The organism is Catellatospora sp. NPDC049609 (assembly GCF_040675365.1).
Taxonomy (GTDB): domain Bacteria; phylum Actinomycetota; class Actinomycetes; order Mycobacteriales; family Micromonosporaceae; genus Catellatospora.
Window position 1 is genome coordinate 24,093 of sequence record NZ_JBFAOU010000033.1, and the last position, 17,793, is coordinate 41,885.

General features: G+C 71.7%; 18 protein-coding genes. 5 read left to right on the forward strand and 13 right to left on the reverse strand.

What is annotated here, in order from left to right:
* Positions 1-234: 234 nt before the first annotated feature.
* On the forward strand, positions 235-1,605 hold the full coding sequence (locus tag AB0J67_RS12545) for an FAD-linked oxidase C-terminal domain-containing protein (protein WP_363480425.1): 1,371 nt from the start codon (positions 235-237) through the stop codon (positions 1,603-1,605).
* Positions 1,606-1,656: 51 nt separating this feature from the next.
* Here the strand turns inward: AB0J67_RS12545 and AB0J67_RS12550 are convergent, their stop codons facing one another.
* Complete coding sequence (locus AB0J67_RS12550; protein ID WP_363480428.1) at positions 1,657-2,595, reverse strand: helix-turn-helix domain-containing protein; 939 nt, start codon at positions 2,593-2,595, stop codon at positions 1,657-1,659.
* A gap of 81 nt (positions 2,596-2,676) precedes the next feature.
* Between AB0J67_RS12550 and AB0J67_RS12555 the strand changes: the two genes are divergently transcribed.
* The 3 genes from AB0J67_RS12555 (at position 2,677) to AB0J67_RS12565 (ending at position 5,487) form a co-directional block, all read left to right on the forward strand.
* A complete protein-coding gene (locus tag AB0J67_RS12555) occupies positions 2,677-3,270 on the forward strand; it encodes an MBL fold metallo-hydrolase (protein WP_363480431.1) in 594 nt (197 codons plus the stop codon).
* A gap of 172 nt (positions 3,271-3,442) precedes the next feature.
* Positions 3,443-4,663, forward strand: coding sequence for a serine hydrolase domain-containing protein (locus AB0J67_RS12560; protein ID WP_363480434.1), 1,221 nt, complete (start codon positions 3,443-3,445; stop codon positions 4,661-4,663).
* Between the two features lie 32 nt (positions 4,664-4,695).
* On the forward strand, positions 4,696-5,487 hold the full coding sequence (locus AB0J67_RS12565; RefSeq protein ID WP_363480437.1) for a class I SAM-dependent methyltransferase: 792 nt from the start codon (positions 4,696-4,698) through the stop codon (positions 5,485-5,487).
* Positions 5,488-5,565: 78 nt separating this feature from the next.
* Here AB0J67_RS12565 and AB0J67_RS12570 read toward each other — a convergent pair whose 3' ends face one another.
* Entirely contained in the window at positions 5,566-6,168 is a 603-nt protein-coding gene (locus tag AB0J67_RS12570; RefSeq protein ID WP_363480440.1) for an ATP-binding protein, read from the reverse strand.
* Between the two features lie 55 nt (positions 6,169-6,223).
* On the reverse strand, positions 6,224-6,928 hold the full coding sequence (locus AB0J67_RS12575; RefSeq protein WP_363480443.1) for an AAA family ATPase: 705 nt from the start codon (positions 6,926-6,928) through the stop codon (positions 6,224-6,226).
* A gap of 494 nt (positions 6,929-7,422) precedes the next feature.
* Between AB0J67_RS12575 and AB0J67_RS12580 the strand changes: the two genes are divergently transcribed.
* On the forward strand, positions 7,423-8,250 hold the full coding sequence (locus AB0J67_RS12580) for a helix-turn-helix transcriptional regulator (RefSeq protein WP_363480446.1): 828 nt from the start codon (positions 7,423-7,425) through the stop codon (positions 8,248-8,250).
* A 3-nt stretch (positions 8,251-8,253) separates the two neighbouring features.
* Here the strand turns inward: AB0J67_RS12580 and AB0J67_RS12585 are convergent, their stop codons facing one another.
* The 10 genes from AB0J67_RS12585 to AB0J67_RS12630 all read right to left on the reverse strand — a co-directional run bounded on the left by AB0J67_RS12585 (position 8,254) and on the right by AB0J67_RS12630 (position 17,634).
* Positions 8,254-8,682: a MarR family transcriptional regulator gene (locus tag AB0J67_RS12585; protein WP_363480449.1), complete on the reverse strand. Its 429-nt coding sequence runs from the start codon at positions 8,680-8,682 to the stop codon at positions 8,254-8,256.
* Positions 8,683-8,799: 117 nt separating this feature from the next.
* Entirely contained in the window at positions 8,800-9,555 is a 756-nt protein-coding gene (locus AB0J67_RS12590; protein ID WP_363480452.1) for an alpha/beta fold hydrolase, read from the reverse strand.
* Positions 9,556-9,655: 100 nt separating this feature from the next.
* Positions 9,656-10,675, reverse strand: coding sequence for an AvrD family protein (locus tag AB0J67_RS12595; protein ID WP_363480455.1), 1,020 nt, complete (start codon positions 10,673-10,675; stop codon positions 9,656-9,658).
* The gene (locus AB0J67_RS12600) at positions 10,668-10,943 is read right to left on the reverse strand and encodes a phosphopantetheine-binding protein (RefSeq protein ID WP_363480458.1); all 276 of its coding nucleotides are present in this window, start codon (positions 10,941-10,943) and stop codon (positions 10,668-10,670) included. The genes AB0J67_RS12595 and AB0J67_RS12600 overlap by 8 nt, the downstream gene beginning before the upstream one ends.
* Complete coding sequence (locus AB0J67_RS12605; RefSeq protein ID WP_363480461.1) at positions 10,937-11,662, reverse strand: SDR family oxidoreductase; 726 nt, start codon at positions 11,660-11,662, stop codon at positions 10,937-10,939. The genes AB0J67_RS12600 and AB0J67_RS12605 overlap by 7 nt, the downstream gene beginning before the upstream one ends.
* Complete coding sequence (locus tag AB0J67_RS12610) at positions 11,659-13,002, reverse strand: AMP-binding protein (protein WP_363480464.1); 1,344 nt, start codon at positions 13,000-13,002, stop codon at positions 11,659-11,661. The genes AB0J67_RS12605 and AB0J67_RS12610 overlap by 4 nt, the downstream gene beginning before the upstream one ends.
* Before the next feature lie 32 nt (positions 13,003-13,034).
* On the reverse strand, positions 13,035-13,733 hold the full coding sequence (locus AB0J67_RS12615; RefSeq protein WP_363480467.1) for an HAD-IB family hydrolase: 699 nt from the start codon (positions 13,731-13,733) through the stop codon (positions 13,035-13,037).
* A gap of 371 nt (positions 13,734-14,104) precedes the next feature.
* Complete coding sequence (locus tag AB0J67_RS12620; protein WP_363480470.1) at positions 14,105-14,971, reverse strand: MBL fold metallo-hydrolase; 867 nt, start codon at positions 14,969-14,971, stop codon at positions 14,105-14,107.
* 34 nt (positions 14,972-15,005) lie between these two features.
* On the reverse strand, positions 15,006-16,103 hold the full coding sequence (locus AB0J67_RS12625; protein WP_363480473.1) for a Gfo/Idh/MocA family oxidoreductase: 1,098 nt from the start codon (positions 16,101-16,103) through the stop codon (positions 15,006-15,008).
* A 91-nt stretch (positions 16,104-16,194) separates the two neighbouring features.
* Entirely contained in the window at positions 16,195-17,634 is a 1,440-nt protein-coding gene (locus tag AB0J67_RS12630; protein WP_363480476.1) for an MFS transporter, read from the reverse strand.
* Positions 17,635-17,793: the final 159 nt, after the last annotated feature.

Below are 17,793 nucleotides of genomic sequence, written 5' to 3' on the forward strand. Positions count from 1 at the left end.
GTACACCGGACGTCCGGCTTCAGCCGCGGGAAATGGGACCGTGAACCGGCAGGCCGAGCCATATAGAATATAGATCGTTCCTCATGGTCCTGTCGGCATGGCGCACTCGCGACGGCCCTGGGAGTCAGGGAGGTGCCTGATGGTCACGCAGCCCGGCTCCGGCCGGAGGCGGCCCGCACCACGCCCCATGCCGGCCCGCACCACCACCGGCGGCCGCCGGCTGCGACGGCTGGCATGACCGGCTCCGTCGACCTGACGCCCCTGGTGGCCGAGCTACCCGCCGACTGCGTCATCGTCGACCCAGACCGCATGGACGCCTACCGGTGGGACCGCGCCAACGACCCCCACGCGGGCGTGCCTCTCGCGGTCGTCCGGGCCACCTGCACCGAGGACGTGCAGGTCGCGGTCCGGTTCGCCGCGGCGCACCGCATCGCCGTGGTCCCGCGAGGCGCTGGATCGGGCCTGTCCGGCGGTTCCTCGGCCGTCGACGGATGCCTGGTCGTCTCGACCGAACGCATGCGCGAGATCACCGTCGACCCGGCGTCCCGCACTGCCGTCGTGCAGCCGGGCCTGTTCAACGCCGAGGTCAAGGCGGCCGCCGCCGCGCACGGGCTGTGGTATCCGCCCGACCCGTCCTCCTTCGAGTTCTGCTCGATCGGCGGCAACGTCGCCACCAACGCGGGCGGCCTGTGCTGCGTGAAGTACGGCGTCACCAGCGACTACGTCCTGGGGCTGACCGTCGTGCTCGCCGACGGCACCGCCGTCGAGCTGGGCGGCCCCCGGCTCAAGGACGTCGCCGGGCTGTCGCTGACCAAGCTGTTCATCGGCAGCGAGGGGACCCTCGGCATCATCACCCGGATCGTGCTGCGGCTCATCCCCGCCCAACGGCCACGGGCCACGCTGGTCGCGACGTTCAGGTCCCTCGACGACGCGACCCGGACCGTCCTGGACGTCACCCGCGGCATGCGGCCGTCCATGCTGGAGTTCATGGACCACACGTCCATCAACGCCGTCGAGGACCTCACCAGGATGGGCCTGGATCGCGACGCCGAGGCGATGCTCGTCATCCAGTCCGACGAGCCCGCGGCGCACGCGGCCGCCGAGATCGCCCACATCGGCGACATCTGCCACGCCAACCATGCCGCCGAGGTGTTCTCCACCGACGACCCGGAGACCGGCGAGGCGTTCACCACCGCCCGGCGCATGGCGATACCCGCGGTCGAGAAGAAGGGATCGCTGCTGCTGGAGGACGTCGGCGTCCCCGTGCCCCAGCTCGGCGCGCTGGTGCGCGGCATCGAGGCCATCGCCCGCGCCCGCGACGTCGTCATCGCCGTCATCGCCCACGCCGGTGACGGCAACACGCACCCGCTGATCGTCTTCGACCCCATGGACGCCGACCAGTCGGCCCGCGCCGACCGCGCGTACGCGGAGGTCATGGAGCTCGCCATCGCCCTGGGCGGCACGATCACCGGCGAGCACGGCGTCGGCCGGCTCAAGAAGGCCTGGCTGCCCGACTACCTGGGCCCGGATGCCCTCGAACTCAACCGGCGGATCAAGAACGCCCTCGACCCGCTGGGCATCCTCAATCCCGGCGCGGTCTTCTGACCACCGGCACCGGTCGTACTTCCCGGATCGCCGTAGCCGTTGCGGCGGTCCTCAAGCGGTGGGGCGGCTGCCGAAGGCCTTGCGGTAGGTGCGCGGCGGCACACCGCGGCGGCGCACGAACTGCTCCCGCAGCGCGGCCGCCGAGCCGAACCCGACCTGCCGGGCGACCTCCTCGACCGGCAGGTCGCTGGCCTCCAGCAGCTCCTCGGCGCGGTTGAGCCGCTGCGCCAGCAGCCAGGCGTGCGGGGTGGTGCCGGTCGCGTCGGCGAACCGGCGCAGGAACGTACGGCGGCTGGTCAGCGCGCGGGCCGCCAGCTCGTCGACGGTAAGCCGCCGGTGCGTGTTGGCGCGGGCCCAGGCCAGCACCGCACCGAGCCGCTGGTCGTCGAACCCGTCGGGCACGGGCGCCGTCACGTACTGCGCCTGCCCTCCGTCGCGGTGAGGCGGGATGACCAGGTCGCGGGCGACGTCGTTCGCGGCCGCGGCGCCGTACTCTCGCCGGATCAGGTGCAGGCACATGTCCAGCCCCGCCGCGGCACCGGCGCCGGTGACGACCGGGCCCTCGTCGACGTACAGGACGTCGGTGGCCAGCCGCACCGCCGGGTAGCGCGCGCCGAACTCGGCCGCGAAGCGCCAGTGCGTCGTCGCCCGGCGCCCGTCCAGCAGCCCCGCCTCGGCCAGCACGTACGCGCCGACGCAGTGGCTGGCGACGGTCGCGCCACGGTCGGCCGCCGCGCGGAAGGCTTCCGCGACGGCCGGCGGCGGCTCCCGGAAACCGCTGCCCGGCAGCGCGATGACCAGGTCGGCCGCGGCGAGCCGGTCGAGCCCGGCGTCGACCTGCACGGCGAGCCCCAGGTCGGTGCGCACCGGGCCGGGCCGCTCGGCGCAGACGTCGAAGGCGAACCGTCCGGTGAAGACCTCCCCCACCAGCCCGAGCCCGAAGGCCGCCACACCCTCGGGGGCGTACGCCGCCACGGACCGGAATCCCATGCCGTGATGATGGCACGTTCCTTGCGATCGGTGGCAACCGTGCCACTCGTCCTGATCGGCGCGACGCCGCAGGATTACCACATGACCGACGCACCCCACGGCCGCAGCGCGGCCTTCCACGTCCTGAGCACCGGCTACACGACCTCGACCGGGCCGGGCGTGGCCGCCACCGTCTCCCTCGTCCTCGACGGCGAGCTGCGCATCGTGTTCGACCCGGGCATGGTCGCGCACCCGTCGGCGATCCTCGACCCGCTCGCCGCGCTCGGCCTGCGGCCGCAGGACGTCACCGACGTCGTGCTCAGCCACCACCACCCGGACAACATCATCAACGTCGGGCTCTTCCCGCAGGCACGCGTACACGACCACAAGGCGGTCTACCGCGGCGACCAGTGGACCGACCGCGACGCGGAGGGCTTCGCGTTCTCCGACTCCGTACGCCTGCTCCACACCCCCGGCCACAGCCCCGAGGACGTCACGATGCTCGCCGGCACGGCCGAGGGCGTCGTCGCGTTCGCCGGCGACCTGTGGTGGCGGGCGAACGGGCCGGCCGACGACCCGGTCGCCCCGGACCGCGCGCAGCTCAGGGCCAGCCGGGAGCGGGTCCTGGCGGCAGCCGACATCGTGGTCCCCGGTCACGGCGCACCGTTCGTGCCGGACGCCACCACGCCCCGCTAGCGGCAGCGCCGTCCGGCGCTGCGGCGGTCGGACCAGGCCGGTGGTAATCGGAGGAACGCCTGCCTGGCGCTGCGCCGTCTGGTGTACTCCGTACAGGGGTACCGGGGCCGTCCGGCCCGGTCGGCCGGATCGGCACGGGGGTCGTGGGATGCGACGGTTCCGCATAGGCGGCATGGTTCTGACGCTCGTGCTCGCGGCTTCGGCGACGGCCTGCGGCCAGACGTTCGCCGGGCCGGAGATTTGGACTGCGGCCCCACCGGCGGCGCCGAGCTACGCCGCCGAGCTGGAGACCCGGATCCAGACCATCATGGACGAGATGCGGGTGCCCGGCGCGGTCGTGATGATCACGTCGCCGTCGAAGGGCGACTGGACCAAGGCCTTCGGCACCAGAACGGTCGACGGAGGCGGGCCCGTCACCCTCGACGACCACTTCCGGATCGGCTCGAACACCAAGACCATGACCGGCACGGTCCTGCTGCAACTGGCTCAGGAAGGCCGGATCGGACTGGGCGATCCCGTGTCGAAGTACCAGCCGGAAGTGCCCAACGGCGACAACATCACGATCGCCCAGCTGCTGGACATGCGCAGCGGGCTCTACAACTACTCCGAGGACGAGCAGTTCAACGCCCGGATCGACAACGACCCCGGTTACGTGTGGAAGCCCGGCGAGCTGCTCGCCATCGCCTTCGCCAAGCCGCCGTACTTCGCGCCGGGCGCCGGGTTCCACTACTCCAACACCAACCTCATCCTCGCGGGCCTGATCATCGAGCAGCTCACCGGCAGCACGCTGGAGGACGCGTACCGGCAGCGGATCTTCGGCCCGCTCGGGCTGCGCCAGACGCTGCTGCCCGCGCTCGCGGAGGCGGGGATCCCCGCGCCCCACCCGCAGGGCTACATGTTCGGCACGAACGTGAGCACGCTGGCGAACCCGGCGCTTCCGCCCGCCGAGCAGGCGGCCGCCGCCAAGGGTGAGCTGCTGCCGCGCAACGTCACCGGCAGCAACCCCTCGTGGGCGTGGGCGGCCGGTGGCGCGATCTCCACGGCCGCCGACCTGACCCGGTACGTCACGGCGCTGGTGGGCGGCGGGCTGCTCGATCCGGCCATGCAGAAGACGAGGCTGGACAGCATCCAGCCCCTGCAGACTCCCGACGGCGCCGACATCGGCTACGGCCTGGCGATCGCCCGGTTCGGGCCGCTGATCGGCCACGACGGCCAGATCCCGGGGTACAACTCCTTCATGGCGCACGACCCGGCCGCCGAGAACTCGGTCATCGTGCTGACCTCGCTCTACGCCGCCCCGGACGGCAAGCAGCCCGCCAACGCGATCGCCATGGCGATCATCCAGGCGCTGTACGGCCGGTCACTGGTCCCTTCCCCGTCTCCCACGCGATGACACCGACCCGCCCAGCACGGTTGGGGGCGTGAGTGGCCGACTGGGACGGCGCCGGTTACGCGCACATCAGCGGGCTGCAGCGGGCGATGGCGACGGCCTGCCTGGAATCCGTCGCGGTCGCGGGCACCGAGCGCGTGCTCGACGTGGGCTGCGGCGACGGGTACGTGACCCGGCTGATCGCGTCCCGCGTGCCGCGGGGATCCGTGCTCGGCGTGGATCCGTCACCGCGGATGATCGAGGCGGCCCGCACCGCCGACGACCAGCTGAGGAACGTGTCGTTCCAGGTCGGCGACGTCACCACTATGGCGTTCGGGCCGGACTTCGACCTCGTGGTCTCGTTCAACGCGCTGCACTGGGTGACCGACCAGCAGACCGCCTACCGCAACATCGCGGCCGCCCTCAGACCCGGTGGACGGGTGCTCGTGCAGTACGTCTGCCACGGCGCCCGCCCGAGCGTCGAGCGCGTCGCGATGGAGGTGACGCGCGAACCCCGCTGGGCGCCCGCGTTCGCCGGCTTCGCGCAGCCGTACGTGCACGTCAAGCCCGATGCCTTGCCCGCGCTCGCGGGCGGCGCGGGTCTGGAGGTCACGCAGCAGTCGGTCGTCGACCGCGCCTGGGACTTCGGCTCGCGCGAGCAGCTCGCGCAGTGGTGCACGGTCGGGTTCGCGGACTGGACGTCGCGGCTGCCCGCCGCCGACGTCGCCGCCTTCGTGGACGCCGTCGTCGACAGGTACCAGACGGCGGCCGGCCGGCCGGGACTGTTCCGGTTCCTGCAGTTGCGGGCCGAGCTGCGGGCGGGCCCGGACCGCGATCCCGTGCGGTGACGGGTCCATCCGGCAGGGCGAACGCCGAGCACGACATCGTGCTCGGCGTTCGGCGGTGCGGGGCGGCTCAGCGCCCGTTCACGGTTGCGGCACGCCCGGCAGGCTCAGGATCTGCTCGATGCGCTCCTCGACGCTGCCCTTGACGATGTGCACGGGCAGGCCCAGGGTCTCGACGATCTCGAGCATGTACTTGTCCGACAGCACCCGGAAGTACTCGCTGATCGGGTCATGCCCGTCGGGCAGCGGCACCTCGTTGGGGCAGTGCACGATCAGGTCGTAGCCGACCCTGGCGTGCTCGCGGGCCAGCAGGCCGATCTGGTCGACGACCTCCTCGACCACCCCGGTCGGTCCGGTGCGCGCGACGTCGTCCAGCTCGGCGGGCGGCTGAGGGTAGCGCCCGACGGCCAGCCGGACCTTGGTGTACACCCACTCGTGCAGGATCGAGCCGTCGGACAGGAACCCGGCGGGGGCCGCGGCCTCCTCGACCGCGCGCTCGACGAAACGGCGCACCGCGAGCTGGACCAGCTCCGGTTCGGTCGTCTCCTCCAGCGCCTTCTTGGCTCCGCCGGCGGGGTCGCGCATCGCGCTGCCGTGGGAGCGCGGCAGGCCCAGCCGCTTGGACAGTTCGGTGGTGAGGGTCGTCTTGCCGTTGCCGTACGCGCCGACGAACGCGATTCTCATGGTGTCCTTTCCGTTGCGCAGATGCTGTCGGGGGTCGACCGCCGCGGCCGACGTCTCAGGCCGCCATCTCGGCGGCACGCTCCAGCTCGTTACGGGTGTCGAGCTGCGCGTACTCCTCCTCGGCCAGGGCGATGGCGCGCTCGATGCTGACCACCGGCTTGAACTTGAAGATGTCGATGATCTTCTCCAGGCGCTCGGCCACGCTGCCGCCGGCGTAGTACACCGGGATCTCGAGCTCGGCGAGCGTCTTGAGCAGCAGCTCCTCGGCCAGCTGCCGGAACTTCTCGTTCACCGGCCGGTGGCCGTCCTCGACGATCGGGAACTCGATGGGCAGGTGGACGAACGCGTCGTAGGCGGCCTTGGCGTGCTGCATGGCCGGCACGCCGATCTGGCGCATGACCTCGGCGTAGAACCGGATCTCGTCGGTCATCTCGACGGTGTCGAGGTTCACCGAGTCGTTCGGGTTGATGCCGACCTTGACCCGTACGGTCGCGTACGACCACTCGTGCAGGGTGGAGCCGTCGGAGATGAACCCGTCGGGCAGGTGGCTCTCGGCGACCGCCCGGCCCTGGTTGCGCCGGGAGATCAGCATGATGATCTCGGCGCCGTTGCACTCCTCAAGGGTCTTGCCGGGCACGGAGATCGGCAGGAGCTCCCGCATCGTCAGCGCGGCGGTGCGCGGAATGCCGGTCAGGTGAGCGACCGCCATGCTGGTCAGTGTCTTGCCGACCGAATAGGTGCCGGAAATGGCCAGTCTCAACGTTTCCTCCTGGTGGACTCGACGATCCGGTCGCGACCCGGTGAGGAAAGCATGGCAGCGGTGATTGGCCGGCCCCAGACTCCAATGTCAACAGCATTCAGGGCACGATGTGTATTGCCAACAGCTTGGGACGGCCTCGTTAAGTCTCTGTAATCTTGATCACCGGCGGAGTGCCCGTCATATCAGAAGAATCGGAATGATGGCGGTTAGGATCGTCCGATTTTGATGCCATTCAGACTGATATGGCGGGCAGGTGCGCTGACGCACGTACCCTCGCCAACGTCAGTTGCGGCAACCCACGGTAGAAGTGATAGACACTTATAGTTATCAAGGCCGGCCGTGAGCTGAGAGTGCGTCACACAGTGGTGACGGTTCCGGGCACACGGCGATAACCCTTCCGCGCCACGTCGCGCCCATCCATTCAGTGCCTGTATTCGGTTCATGTCGTCGTGCAAGCCAATGCTGCCGTCATGGCGGGAAAGCGGGGTATGAAATTGGACGTCGAACGTTTCAAGGCAGCCGGTCGACTCGGCGAGTTGGGCAGCTTCCTGGCCGCCCGCCGGGCCGAGGTCACGCCGGGACAGGTCGGCCTGCCCCACACGGGGTCGCGCCGCCTGCGCGGTCTGCGCCGCGAGGAGGTCGCGATGCTGGCCGGGGTCGGCGCCTCCTGGTACGCCTGGATCGAGCAGGGCCGCGCCAAGAACGTCTCGCCCAGTGTCCTGTCGTCCATCGCCAACGTGCTCAAACTCGACGACACCCAGCGCCAGTACATGATGCGCCTGGCCGGCTACGCGGCACCGCCCCAGGCCGACGGACCGTCGGCCTTCGACCACGACCTGATCGGCAGCGTCGTCGACAGCTTCCTGCCCAACCCGGCGTACGCCCTGGACCGCTACTGGAACATCATGGCGGCCAACGAGACCGCGGCACGGCTGCTGGACATCGACGGCACGTGCAACTACCTGGAGCTGCTGTTCTGCCACCCCAACGCCCGCGAGCGGTTCCCCTGCTGGGAGCAGGACGCGGCCAAGGCCGCCGGCCGGCTGCGGGCCCAGCGCGCCGAGGCCCTCGACGACCCGCTGTTCGAGGCGCTCATCCAGCGGCTGCGGGCAAAGAGCCGTGCCTTCGCCGAGGTCTGGGACCGCCACATCGTCAGCAACGACGCCGGGGTCGTGCAGACGGTCCACCATCCGGAGCTGGGCAGGCTGTCGCTGAGGCAGCTGTGCCTGCAGGTCGCGGCCTACCCGGGCATGCAGCTGATCCTGCTGCACGCGGGGATGCCGGGAGCGGCGCAGTGGGACGCCCTCGCGGCCCCGGCGTGACGGCTACTGCACCGCGCGCACGAGCAGCCCGCGCAGCAGCTCCTGCTCGTCGTCGTCCAGGCGGGCCAGCGGCGAGTCGACGCCGAGCTGGCGGATGACCTTGCGGCGCATCGCGGCGCCCTGCGGGGTCAGGTGCAGCAGTTTGGCGCGCCGGTCGGTCGGGTGGGGGCGGCGCTCCAGCAGCCCCATCTCCTCCAGCCGGTCGGCGACGAAGGTGGCGTTGGAGGCCTCGCAGTGCATACGCTCCGACAGGGCGCGCAGGGTGCAGGGCTCGGGCAGCTCGCGCAGGGCGACCGCCTGCGGCGCGGTGAGACCGAACTGTTCGGCCACCCGCCGGGTGTGCCGCTCGATCGACTGGGACAGGGCGTTGACCAGTCCGCAGACTGCGCTGTCGGCCAGCGCGGACGTACGTCGTCTCGGTGGTGCGGCCATCGTCCCATCATAGCTGCGCAGGGGAATTTCGAAAGCTCGAAATGTTCTGTCTTGATCAAAATGTGAACGGTCGGCGGTGCCGCGGTGCAGGCGGTGGGGCCTGCACCGCCTGCACCGTCACCTTTCGGCGGAGCCGGACAGCGAGTACACCGGCAGCGCGCCACGGCAGCCGTACACGATCCGTTCACACATCTGCGCCGGATGGTCGAAGAGGAAGAAATGCCCGCCCGGCAGCGTGTGGAAAGCCGCCCCCGCACCGGCCTGCGCCGCCCAGGCGGCCACGTTGCGCGCCGACGTCAGCGGGTCGGCGTCGCCCTGGAACACCGACAACGACGCCCGCAGCGCGGCCCCCGCCGTGAACGTGTAGTCCGCCGCGATCGCCAGGTCGTCGCGCAGCGTCGCCAGCATCCGCTCGTCGAACCTGCCGCCGCCGCCCACCCCCCGCACCCACCGCGGCAGCCGCTGCGGCGAGATGTCCCCGCCGCGCGCGGACGCCCAGGTGGCGGCGAAGGCCGGCGGCGCCGGGCATCCCGACACCCCCAGCCACGCCGGACCCGGGCCGTCGCGCTCCAGCTCCCGGGCCACCTCGAAGGCCAGCAGCGCGCCGAGGCTGTGCCCGAACAGCGCGTACGGCCCGGCGAGCTCGCGCCGCAGCGCCGCGGACAGGTGCGCCACGGCTTCGCCGACGTTGCGGCAGCGCCGCGTCGGCGGCTCGTAGAACCGGCCGGGCAGCTCGGCCGCCAGCAGCCGCCACGACGCGGGCAGCAGCCGCGCGAACGGCGCGAAGCTCGCCGCCGACCCGCCCGCGTGGTGCAGCAGCACCAGGGTCAGCTCGGGCGCCGCCCGGCCCGCCCGCAGGTCGCGCAGGCTCATACCGGCACCCGATGGGCAACCGCGCCGGCCAGGCCCCGGCCCGCGCTCGTCCCGGCACCCGATGCCGGCGGGCACGAGCCGGTCGGGTGCCGGCGCGCGCTCATGCCGGCACCGCGGCGGCGGCCGCCGCCGGCAGCTCGTGGGCGAACATGCAGCGCAGCGTGATCCCCGCCAGCTCGCCCTCGATGTCGACGCTGCGCCACGTCCCGCCGCGCAGCGGCAGCAGCCGGGCGTTGGCCAGCGTCACGGTGGCGGGCAGCGCCAGGTCCGCCCGGTCCGGCAGCGGCAGCGGCGTCGGCGGGGCCACCAGCACCGTCTGCATCATCCACAGCGTGTTGCTCGCCCCGCGCGTCAGGCCGTCCAGCTCGTACATGAGCACCTGGGCGAGCTGGAGGCTGACGACGAACGTGTCCACGAGCTCGACCGACGGCTGCCGCGCGCCGCCGACCCCGTGCGCCGCGACGCCCGCCTCGGCGTCGAAGTGCACCGCCGCCCGTGCGGTCAGGGTGTCCATGTCGACGCTCACCGACCGGATGTGGTGCCGCCGCCTGGTGAACCCGGAGCCGTAGAACCGGTGCTCGGCGGCCCCGAGCACCGCCTCCGGCCCAGTGCCGTCGGGCGCGGCGACCGCACCCCGGCCGACCGGGTGCTCGATCTCGCAGCGCACGCGGAAGCCGCCGACCGTGCAGTCGTAGACCGACAGCACCCCCGCGTCCGCCAGCCGCTGCTCGACCAGCCGCGCCGCCAGGGCGATGCCGGTCAGCTCCTCCTGGGGCGCCCCACCGGCCCGCAGCACGGCCTTGCGCAGCACCGCCGCCGACCGGTCGGCCGCGGCCAGGCCCTGCCCGGCCGCCAGGTGCACCTCGGCGAGCTGGACCGCGAGGACCAGGGCGTCGATCGTGCTCAGATGCGGGCGCTGGTCGACGCCGTCCTTGGTGGACCAGTCCGACGGGTAGGAGACGTCGACCCGTGCCGTGACCTGCGGACCGGAGGCCGCCGCGTTGGCGTCCAGATCCCGGATGCCGTAGCGGGCGCGCTGGTAGCCGCGGGAGAAGAACCGCCGCTCCCCGGCGCCGAGGTAGTCGTCGATGCTGTCCAGGCGCAGCAGTCGCTCAGCCAACGCGCTGCACCTCCGCCGTGCCGTCCAGCGCCGCCTGGTACGCGGCCACCAGGTCGCCGACGGTCCGCACGTCCGCGATGGACCGCTCCGCCCCGAAAGGGTCGACCCCGGTCGCGGTCTCCAGCTGGATGAGCAGCTGCGCCAGCATCAGCGAGTTCAGGCCCGTGGCCAGCAGCGGGTCGGCGAGGGTCCACTCCGACGTGCCCTCGTCGAGCAGGATCGTGTCGATCTCCCGGCGGACGATCTCCTCGACCGTGTCGTTCAGCATGTGATTCCTCCGTCGATGATGATTCTCTGTCCCGTGATGAAGCCGGACTGGGGCGAAGCGAGGAACATGACGGCGTCGACGACCTCGTCGACGGTGCCGAACCGGCCCAGCGGCGTACGCCGGCGGATCCGGTCCCGGTTGTCGGCGGTCACCTGCGCGGTCATGTCGCTGTCGAAGAAGCCGGGGGTGAGCGTGTTGACCCGGATGCCGGCCGGTCCGAGCTCGCGGGCCAGGCTGCGGCTGAACGCCTCCAGCCCGGCCTTGGCCGCGGAGTAGGCGGCCACGCCGCGGTAGCCGCGTACGGCGTTGATGGACGAGACGTTGACGATGGCGCCGCCACCGCCGCCCATCATGACGCGGGCGCAGCCCTGCGCCAGGACCATCGGCGCGAGCAGGTTGGTGGTCAGCAGGTCCTCCATCCGCTGCACCGCGGTGGTCAGGAACAGCTCCTGGTGCAGCGAGCCGGCGTTGTTAACCAGCAGGTCCACCCGGCCGAACCGCTCCTGCGCGATGCGGGCGAACCCGCGCAGCCGCCCCAGGTCACGCGCGTCGAGCGGCGACCAGTGGAAGTCAGCCGCGTGCTTGTCCTGGGCCTGCTCGACGAACTCGTTGGGCTGCCGGCTGAAGGTGGCCACCTGCCAGCCGTCGGCCAGCAGCCGCTCGCAGACCGCCCGGCCCAGGCCGCGGCTGCCGCCGCTGACCACGGCGACGCCGGTCATGACGCCACCCGGATCTTCTTGAACCGGTCGGAGTGCTGGTCGTCCTCGCTGACTTCGACCAGCATCGGGATCTTGTACGCGTCCAGCCGCTGCGCGCAGTGCTCGCGCACCCGCCGGCCGACCTCGCGGCGGTCGAGCGGCTCGCTGAGCTTGACCAGTGCCGTCACCACGTGCCCGGTGACGTGGCTGGGCCGTCCCGAGACCGTGGCGTCGGCGACGAACGGCAGCTCCAGCAGGACGTTCTCGACCTCGCTCGGGTACACCTTCTCGCCGCCCACGTTGATGATCTCTGACTTGCGGCCGAGGATGCGCACGTAGGGGCCGTCGGTCTCGACCGCGTCCTGGGTGTTGAAGTAGCCCTGCTCGTCGAACGGCGCGGGCGCGTTGAGATACCCGAGCATCGCCATGTCGGACTTGATCCACAGGATGCCGTCGCGGATCTGGTAGTCGAAGCCGTCCCCGCCCAACTGCACCCAGAGGCTGTCGTCGCTGCGCGACCTGGTGGCCATGATGCCCAGCTCGGACAGCCCGTAGGTCTGCTTGAGCCGCACGCCCGGCAGTGCGGCGTGCAGCCGCTGCAGCACGCCCAGCGGCATCGGCTCGGTGCCGTAGGTGATCAGCCGCAGGCTGCTCAGGTCGTAGCGCTGGTAGGCGCCCGAGATCAGCAGCATGTTGAGGAACGTCGGCGTGGTCGGCAGCACCTGCACGCCGTGCGCGCTGATCGCGGCGCAGACGTCGTCGGGGCTGCGCTCGGCCAGCGTCACCAGCGCGCCGCCCTGGCTGAGCGTGTGTAGCAGCGTGTTGATGCCGCCGATGTGGTCGAGGTTGAGGAAGCCGAGCGTCCGCATCGGCTTGCGGGCCTCGCCGTACTTGCCCAGGGCCTTGGCGAGGTCGAGCACGGTCGCCTTGCTGCGCCCGGTCGTGCCGGAGCTGAACAGCACCAGCCCGGGGATGTCGTCGTCGCGCAGGCGGTCGTACAGCTCGTGGTCGGCGATGCGGCCGGTGTTCTGGAAGCGGTGCGCGCCGCCGGGCGACACGGTGATCACCGTCTCGACCTGTGCGATCTCGTGGAACTCGGCCCGCTTGGCCTCCGGCAGGCGGGTCAGCGGCACGACCGTCGCGCCGGTGACGATGAGCGCGAGCAGCCCCGCGCACGCCTCCACGCTGCTCGGCCCCTCCAGGGCGACGACCTGACCGGGCCGCACGTCGCGGCGGTACAGCTCGACCCGCCACCGCTCGGTCAGGGTGAGCAGGTCGGCATAGGTCCAGGCGCGTCCGTCATGAATGATCGCGTCGGATGCGGCGAATCCGTGCATCCGATCGAAGAACCACTCGGTCATACGTCCTCCGGCGTCTCGGGATGGCTGGGTGGTCACGGCGCGGGCGGGATCGGGGGCAGCACACGCCATCCGTTGGCGCGGGCCAGGGCGCTGAGCTCCGGATCGCCGTCGACGACGGCGGGGGCACCGCTCACGCGCAGCAGCGGCAGGTCGGAGATGTGGTCGCCGTACGCCGCGCAGTCGGCCTCGGCGGCGCCGTGGCGGGCGATGACCGCCTTCGCCGCGACCGCCTTGCTCTGGCCGATCATCGGCGGGCCGGCCAGCGCCCCGGTGTAGCGGCCGGCGACGATCTCCGGTTGCGCGCAGCAGATCTCGTCGGTGCCCAGGTCCTCGGCGAGCACGTCGAGGCAGGACGACAGCGCGCCGGAGACGAGCACGACGCGGTCGCCGCGGCGGCGGTGGCGGCGCAGCTCGGTCAGGACCGGCTCGTGGTAGAAGCCGCCGGCGCACAGCTCGGTGCGCAGCCACTGCCGCGCCAGGTCGGCGACCTGGACCGGATCGGCCCCGGCGAAGTGCGCGAAGTAGCGGGCGTTGATCAGTTCGCGCGGGTGCCCCTGCCTGTTCATCGCCGCGCAGGTGCGCACCCAGTCGAGGTACTCGGACTCCGGGCGGTTCAGCCGTGTGACGTAGTACCGCAGGAAGCTGTGCATGGTGGACGACGTGGTCAAGGTGCCGTCCACGTCGAAGAAAGCGATCCCGACATCCGAGGAGGTCAATGTTGTGTCGCCCATGGAGAAATCATGGCAACGACCTGGGAGTTGTCCCAGACGCGAGTGACACCAGTGTCGGGCGCACAGCCGTTGGGCGCACTGTTGGCGACGCCAACAGGATTGCGCCGCGGCGGCCCGTCCTCCGGTCCCGCCACCCTGCCGTCCACCGCCAAGAGCGCCGACCGGGGACGCGGAAGGGACTCGCCGGCCACGCGAACGGCACCGGCCAGGGATGCGGATCGGCACCCGCCGGGGACGCGGAACGGCGCGGGCCGGGATACTGAGTCGCCGGCCCGGGACGCGAAGTCGCCGGCCCGGGACCTGGAATGGCACCGGCCTAGGACATGCAACGGCCCGGGACGTCCACGTCCCGGGCCGTTGCGCTGCCGTGATCAGACGCTCGGCTGCCACCTCAGGCGGCCCGGCTCGTCCTCGTCGCCGGTGAGGCTGCCGAACACGACGTCGGCGAAATGGATGCCGAACCCGATCGTCTTCTCATCGCCCAGCTCGGCGACCAGCGCTCGGCGCGACGCCACCGCCTGCGCCCGGTCGAAGTCGTTCGCCGAGCCCCAGTTCGGCTCGGCGAACTGGATCGGCGAGTGCATGACGTCGCCGAAGGCGATCAGGCGCTGCCCGCCGGACTCCACCACGTACGCCGTGTGGCCGGGCGTGTGGCCGGGCGTCGACCACGCGGTCACCCCGGGAAAGATCTCCTGCCCGTCCCGGACCACGCTCAGCCGCTTGCCCACGAGCTCGGCCCGCCGCGGGTCGGTCCCACTGCGCCACCAGCCCCACTCGGCCTCGCTGGCGAAGTACGTCGCGCGGGAGAACGGCACCTGTCCGGTGGCGTCGGCCTGCGCGGCCCAGCCGAGGTGGTCGTCGTGCAGATGCGTGAACGCGACCGCCTCGAGCTGCCCCGGCCCGACGCCCAACTGCCGCAGGCTGACCATCAGCGAACCGCCGTCGATCCGCCCGAGGCCGTGCGGCATCAGATGCGCTGGCACCCGGCGGCTGCCGAAACCGGCGTCGATGAGCATGCGCCGCTCGCCGTACTCGATCAGCATGCCGCCGACGCTGCCGGCCAGGTAGCCCTCGCGGTCCAGGCAGTCGGTGCCGGCCGCGAAGTCCTGCGCCGCCGAGCCGCCCAGCCACTGCGGGTGCATCTGCACCATGCCGTCGAGCACGTAGCTGACCCGGATCTCGCCGACGTTGACCGACCGGATGCCGGACTGGCGCGCCCACCGTGAAGTGTCGAACATGGAACCCCCCTCTTGTCGTTGCGCTGGGCGCGTACTACTGCCGGCTGCCGGTCTCGGCGGCCCGGCTGATCCGGTCGAGCAGCCGGTGGTGGGCGAGCGCGTCGGCGAAGTCGGGCACCGTCGAGGTGTTCTCCTCGATGTCGGCCCGCAGCTGCGCGTACGCGTGCGCGACGCCCGCCCAGACCTCGTCGGACCTGGTGGCCGTGTAGTACCGGTCCGGGACCGGCAGCGGGGCCAGCGGCTCGTCGCGCCGGGACGTGCCGCGGAGGGTGAACTGCCCGAACTGCAGGTGCCCGGTGTCACCGGAGACGACGATGTCGCCCTCGGTGCCGTTGATCTCCCAGAGCAGGTTGGTGCCGGCGCTGCTGCCGCCGCGGTAGTGCAGCGAGGCGACCGCTCCCCCGTCGAGCACGCCGCTGACGGCCACCTGGTCCTCGGCGGTCAGCCGTACCGGCTCGCCGGTCTCGGCGATGTGCACCGTCGGGCGCCGGGTGGCCGTGGTCGCGCTGACGGAGGTGAAGCCGCCGAGGCAGTACGTCAGCGCGGCCAGGGTGTGCCCGAACGGGATGGTCAGCATCGTCGCGCCGTTGGCGCGGTCGGCCAGGTAGGTGCTGCGGGCCGGCAGGGTCGCGCCCCAGCCGCCGGCCGAGCCGACCAGCGTCGTGGACAGCACCTCGCCGATGAAGCCCTCGGCGATCAGGTCCCGCAGGTAGCGCACCGCCGGCAGCGAGACGGCCTGCAGGCCCACCGCCGTGCGCACGCCCCGCTCGGCCGCGACCGCCGCCAGCTGTTCGGCCTCGGCGAGGCTTGCCGCCAGCGGCCACTCGCAGAGGACCGCCTTGCCCTGCTCGAGCGCGGGCAGGACCAGCTCCCGGTGGTGCGGCACCTTGACGGACACGACGACCAGGTCGATGTCCGGGTGGGCGGCGAGCTCGGCGACCGTGGTGTACGCGAGGGGGACGTCGTACGCCGTGGCCGCCCGTACGGCGGATTCCTGGCTCGAGGCCACCAGGCCCCGCAGTTCGAAGCCGTCGGCGGCGCGCAGGGCCGGCACGTGCGCGCGCATGGCCCAGCCGATGTCGGCGCTGAGGCCGACGACACCCACCCCAAGCGGCTTGTAGTCCGTTGTCATTGAATCACCTTTCTCGATATATCGGACGACATGGCTTCGGCCGGGGCGGCAGCGCACGGCTGCCGTCCCGGCCCGAGGGGTGGAGATCCGGTTACACCTCGACGCGCTCTTCCAGCGGCTCGGCGGGCACCGCCACCGGCGCGCCGGCCCGCTCACGCGGCAGCGCCAGGGCGAAGACGACCGACAGCAGGATGAGCACCGCGGCGGTGTAGGTGGCGACCTGGAGACCGTCGGACATCTGCGCGGGCGAGGGGTCGGCACCGCTCACCGCGGCGGCCACCGCGACGAGCACGCCGAGGCCGACCGCCGACCCGATCTGCAGGCCGCAGTTGGCCAGGCCGGAGGCCAGACCCTGCAGCTCGTTCGGGACGCCGGTGGTCGCCGCCGCGAACATCGCGGTCCACAGCACACCCTGCGCCAGGCTGAACACCACGATGCCGGGCACCATCTGCAGGAACGTCGACCCGTCGCCGAGGAACGCGGCGAACAGCGCCATGCCGACGCCGCCGACCAGGGTGCTGATGATCACCGTGCTGCGTACGCCGATGGCGGTGGACATCCGGCCGCCGATCAGCGTGCCGATGAGGATCAGCCCGCACGGCAGGATGAACGCCAGGCCCGTGCTCAGCGCGCTCCAGCCGCGGACGGTCTGCAGCGCCAGCGTGATGAAGTAGGCGCTGGCGCCGAAGGTCGCCATGAACACGAACGTGATCAGCGTGCCGTAGCGCAGGTTGCGGTTGCGGAACACGTACAGCGGCACCAGCGGGTTGCCGGTCCGCGACTCGATCACCACGAACAGCGCGATGAACACCGCCGACGCGGCGAACGCGCCGAGCGTCACCGAGTCGGTCCAGCCCGCCTTCGGGCCGTTCACCAGGCCGAACACCAGCAGCAGGGCGCCGGCGGTGACCGTCACCGCACCGGGGAAGTCCAGGCCGCCGGTGCGCGGGCCGGGCACGTCGGCCGGGACCACGCGCAGTGCGATGAGACCCACGATCAGCGCGAGCGGCACGTTGACGAAGAAGACGGCCTCCCAGCCGAAGACCTCGGTGAGCACACCGCCGAGCAGCGAGCCGACGACCATGCCGCTGCTGCCCGCGGCGCCCCACACGCCGATCGCCTTGTTGCGCTCCGGGCCCTCCCGGAACAGGGTGGTGATCAGCGACAGCGTCGCCGGCCCGAGGACGGCGCCGCCGATGCCCTGCACCGCCCGCGCCACCACCAGCAGTTCGGTCGTGGTGGCCAGTCCGCCCGCGACGGACGCCACGGCGTAGAGCAGCAGGCCCACCATGAACAGCCGCCGGCGGCCGAGCAGGTCCGACAGGCGGCCGCCGAGCAGCAGGAAGCCGCCGAACGTGACGCCGTAGGCGCCGATCACCCACTGCAGGTCCTGGCCCGAGAAGCCGACCTTCGCGCCGATGTCCGGCAACGCCACGAACACGATGCTGTAGTCCAGCGCGATGATCAGCTGGGCCAGCGCCAGCGACACCAGCACCAGCGCGGGATGCCGCACGGGACTTGCTTGGCTCATTGTCCTGCACCTCTCTCGACGCACGTCGATCCCCTGTGCCCCTGGATCCGCTGGGTAGCCGGCCGCCCCACGGTGGAGATCATTACAATGGAAATAGTTCTGACTCGCACTATAAGCTAAACGTAGATCTCCCGATCTGGCAAGCAGCCTGCAGCCGGA

Coding starts and splice junctions, on each gene's coding strand:
- AB0J67_RS12545 (WP_363480425.1), top strand. CDS start 235: ATGACCGGCTCCGTCGACCTGACGCCCCTGGTGGCCGAGCTACCCGCC.
- AB0J67_RS12550 (WP_363480428.1), bottom strand. CDS start 2,595: ATGGGATTCCGGTCCGTGGCGGCGTACGCCCCCGAGGGTGTGGCGGCC.
- AB0J67_RS12555 (WP_363480431.1), top strand. CDS start 2,677: ATGACCGACGCACCCCACGGCCGCAGCGCGGCCTTCCACGTCCTGAGC.
- AB0J67_RS12560 (WP_363480434.1), top strand. CDS start 3,443: ATGGTTCTGACGCTCGTGCTCGCGGCTTCGGCGACGGCCTGCGGCCAG.
- AB0J67_RS12570 (WP_363480440.1), bottom strand. CDS start 6,168: ATGAGAATCGCGTTCGTCGGCGCGTACGGCAACGGCAAGACGACCCTC.
- AB0J67_RS12585 (WP_363480449.1), bottom strand. CDS start 8,682: ATGGCCGCACCACCGAGACGACGTACGTCCGCGCTGGCCGACAGCGCA.
- AB0J67_RS12590 (WP_363480452.1), bottom strand. CDS start 9,555: ATGAGCCTGCGCGACCTGCGGGCGGGCCGGGCGGCGCCCGAGCTGACC.
- AB0J67_RS12600 (WP_363480458.1), bottom strand. CDS start 10,943: ATGCTGAACGACACGGTCGAGGAGATCGTCCGCCGGGAGATCGACACG.
- AB0J67_RS12605 (WP_363480461.1), bottom strand. CDS start 11,662: ATGACCGGCGTCGCCGTGGTCAGCGGCGGCAGCCGCGGCCTGGGCCGG.
- AB0J67_RS12610 (WP_363480464.1), bottom strand. CDS start 13,002: ATGACCGAGTGGTTCTTCGATCGGATGCACGGATTCGCCGCATCCGAC.
- AB0J67_RS12615 (WP_363480467.1), bottom strand. CDS start 13,733: ATGGGCGACACAACATTGACCTCCTCGGATGTCGGGATCGCTTTCTTC.
- AB0J67_RS12620 (WP_363480470.1), bottom strand. CDS start 14,971: ATGTTCGACACTTCACGGTGGGCGCGCCAGTCCGGCATCCGGTCGGTC.
- AB0J67_RS12625 (WP_363480473.1), bottom strand. CDS start 16,103: ATGACAACGGACTACAAGCCGCTTGGGGTGGGTGTCGTCGGCCTCAGC.
- AB0J67_RS12630 (WP_363480476.1), bottom strand. CDS start 17,634: ATGAGCCAAGCAAGTCCCGTGCGGCATCCCGCGCTGGTGCTGGTGTCG.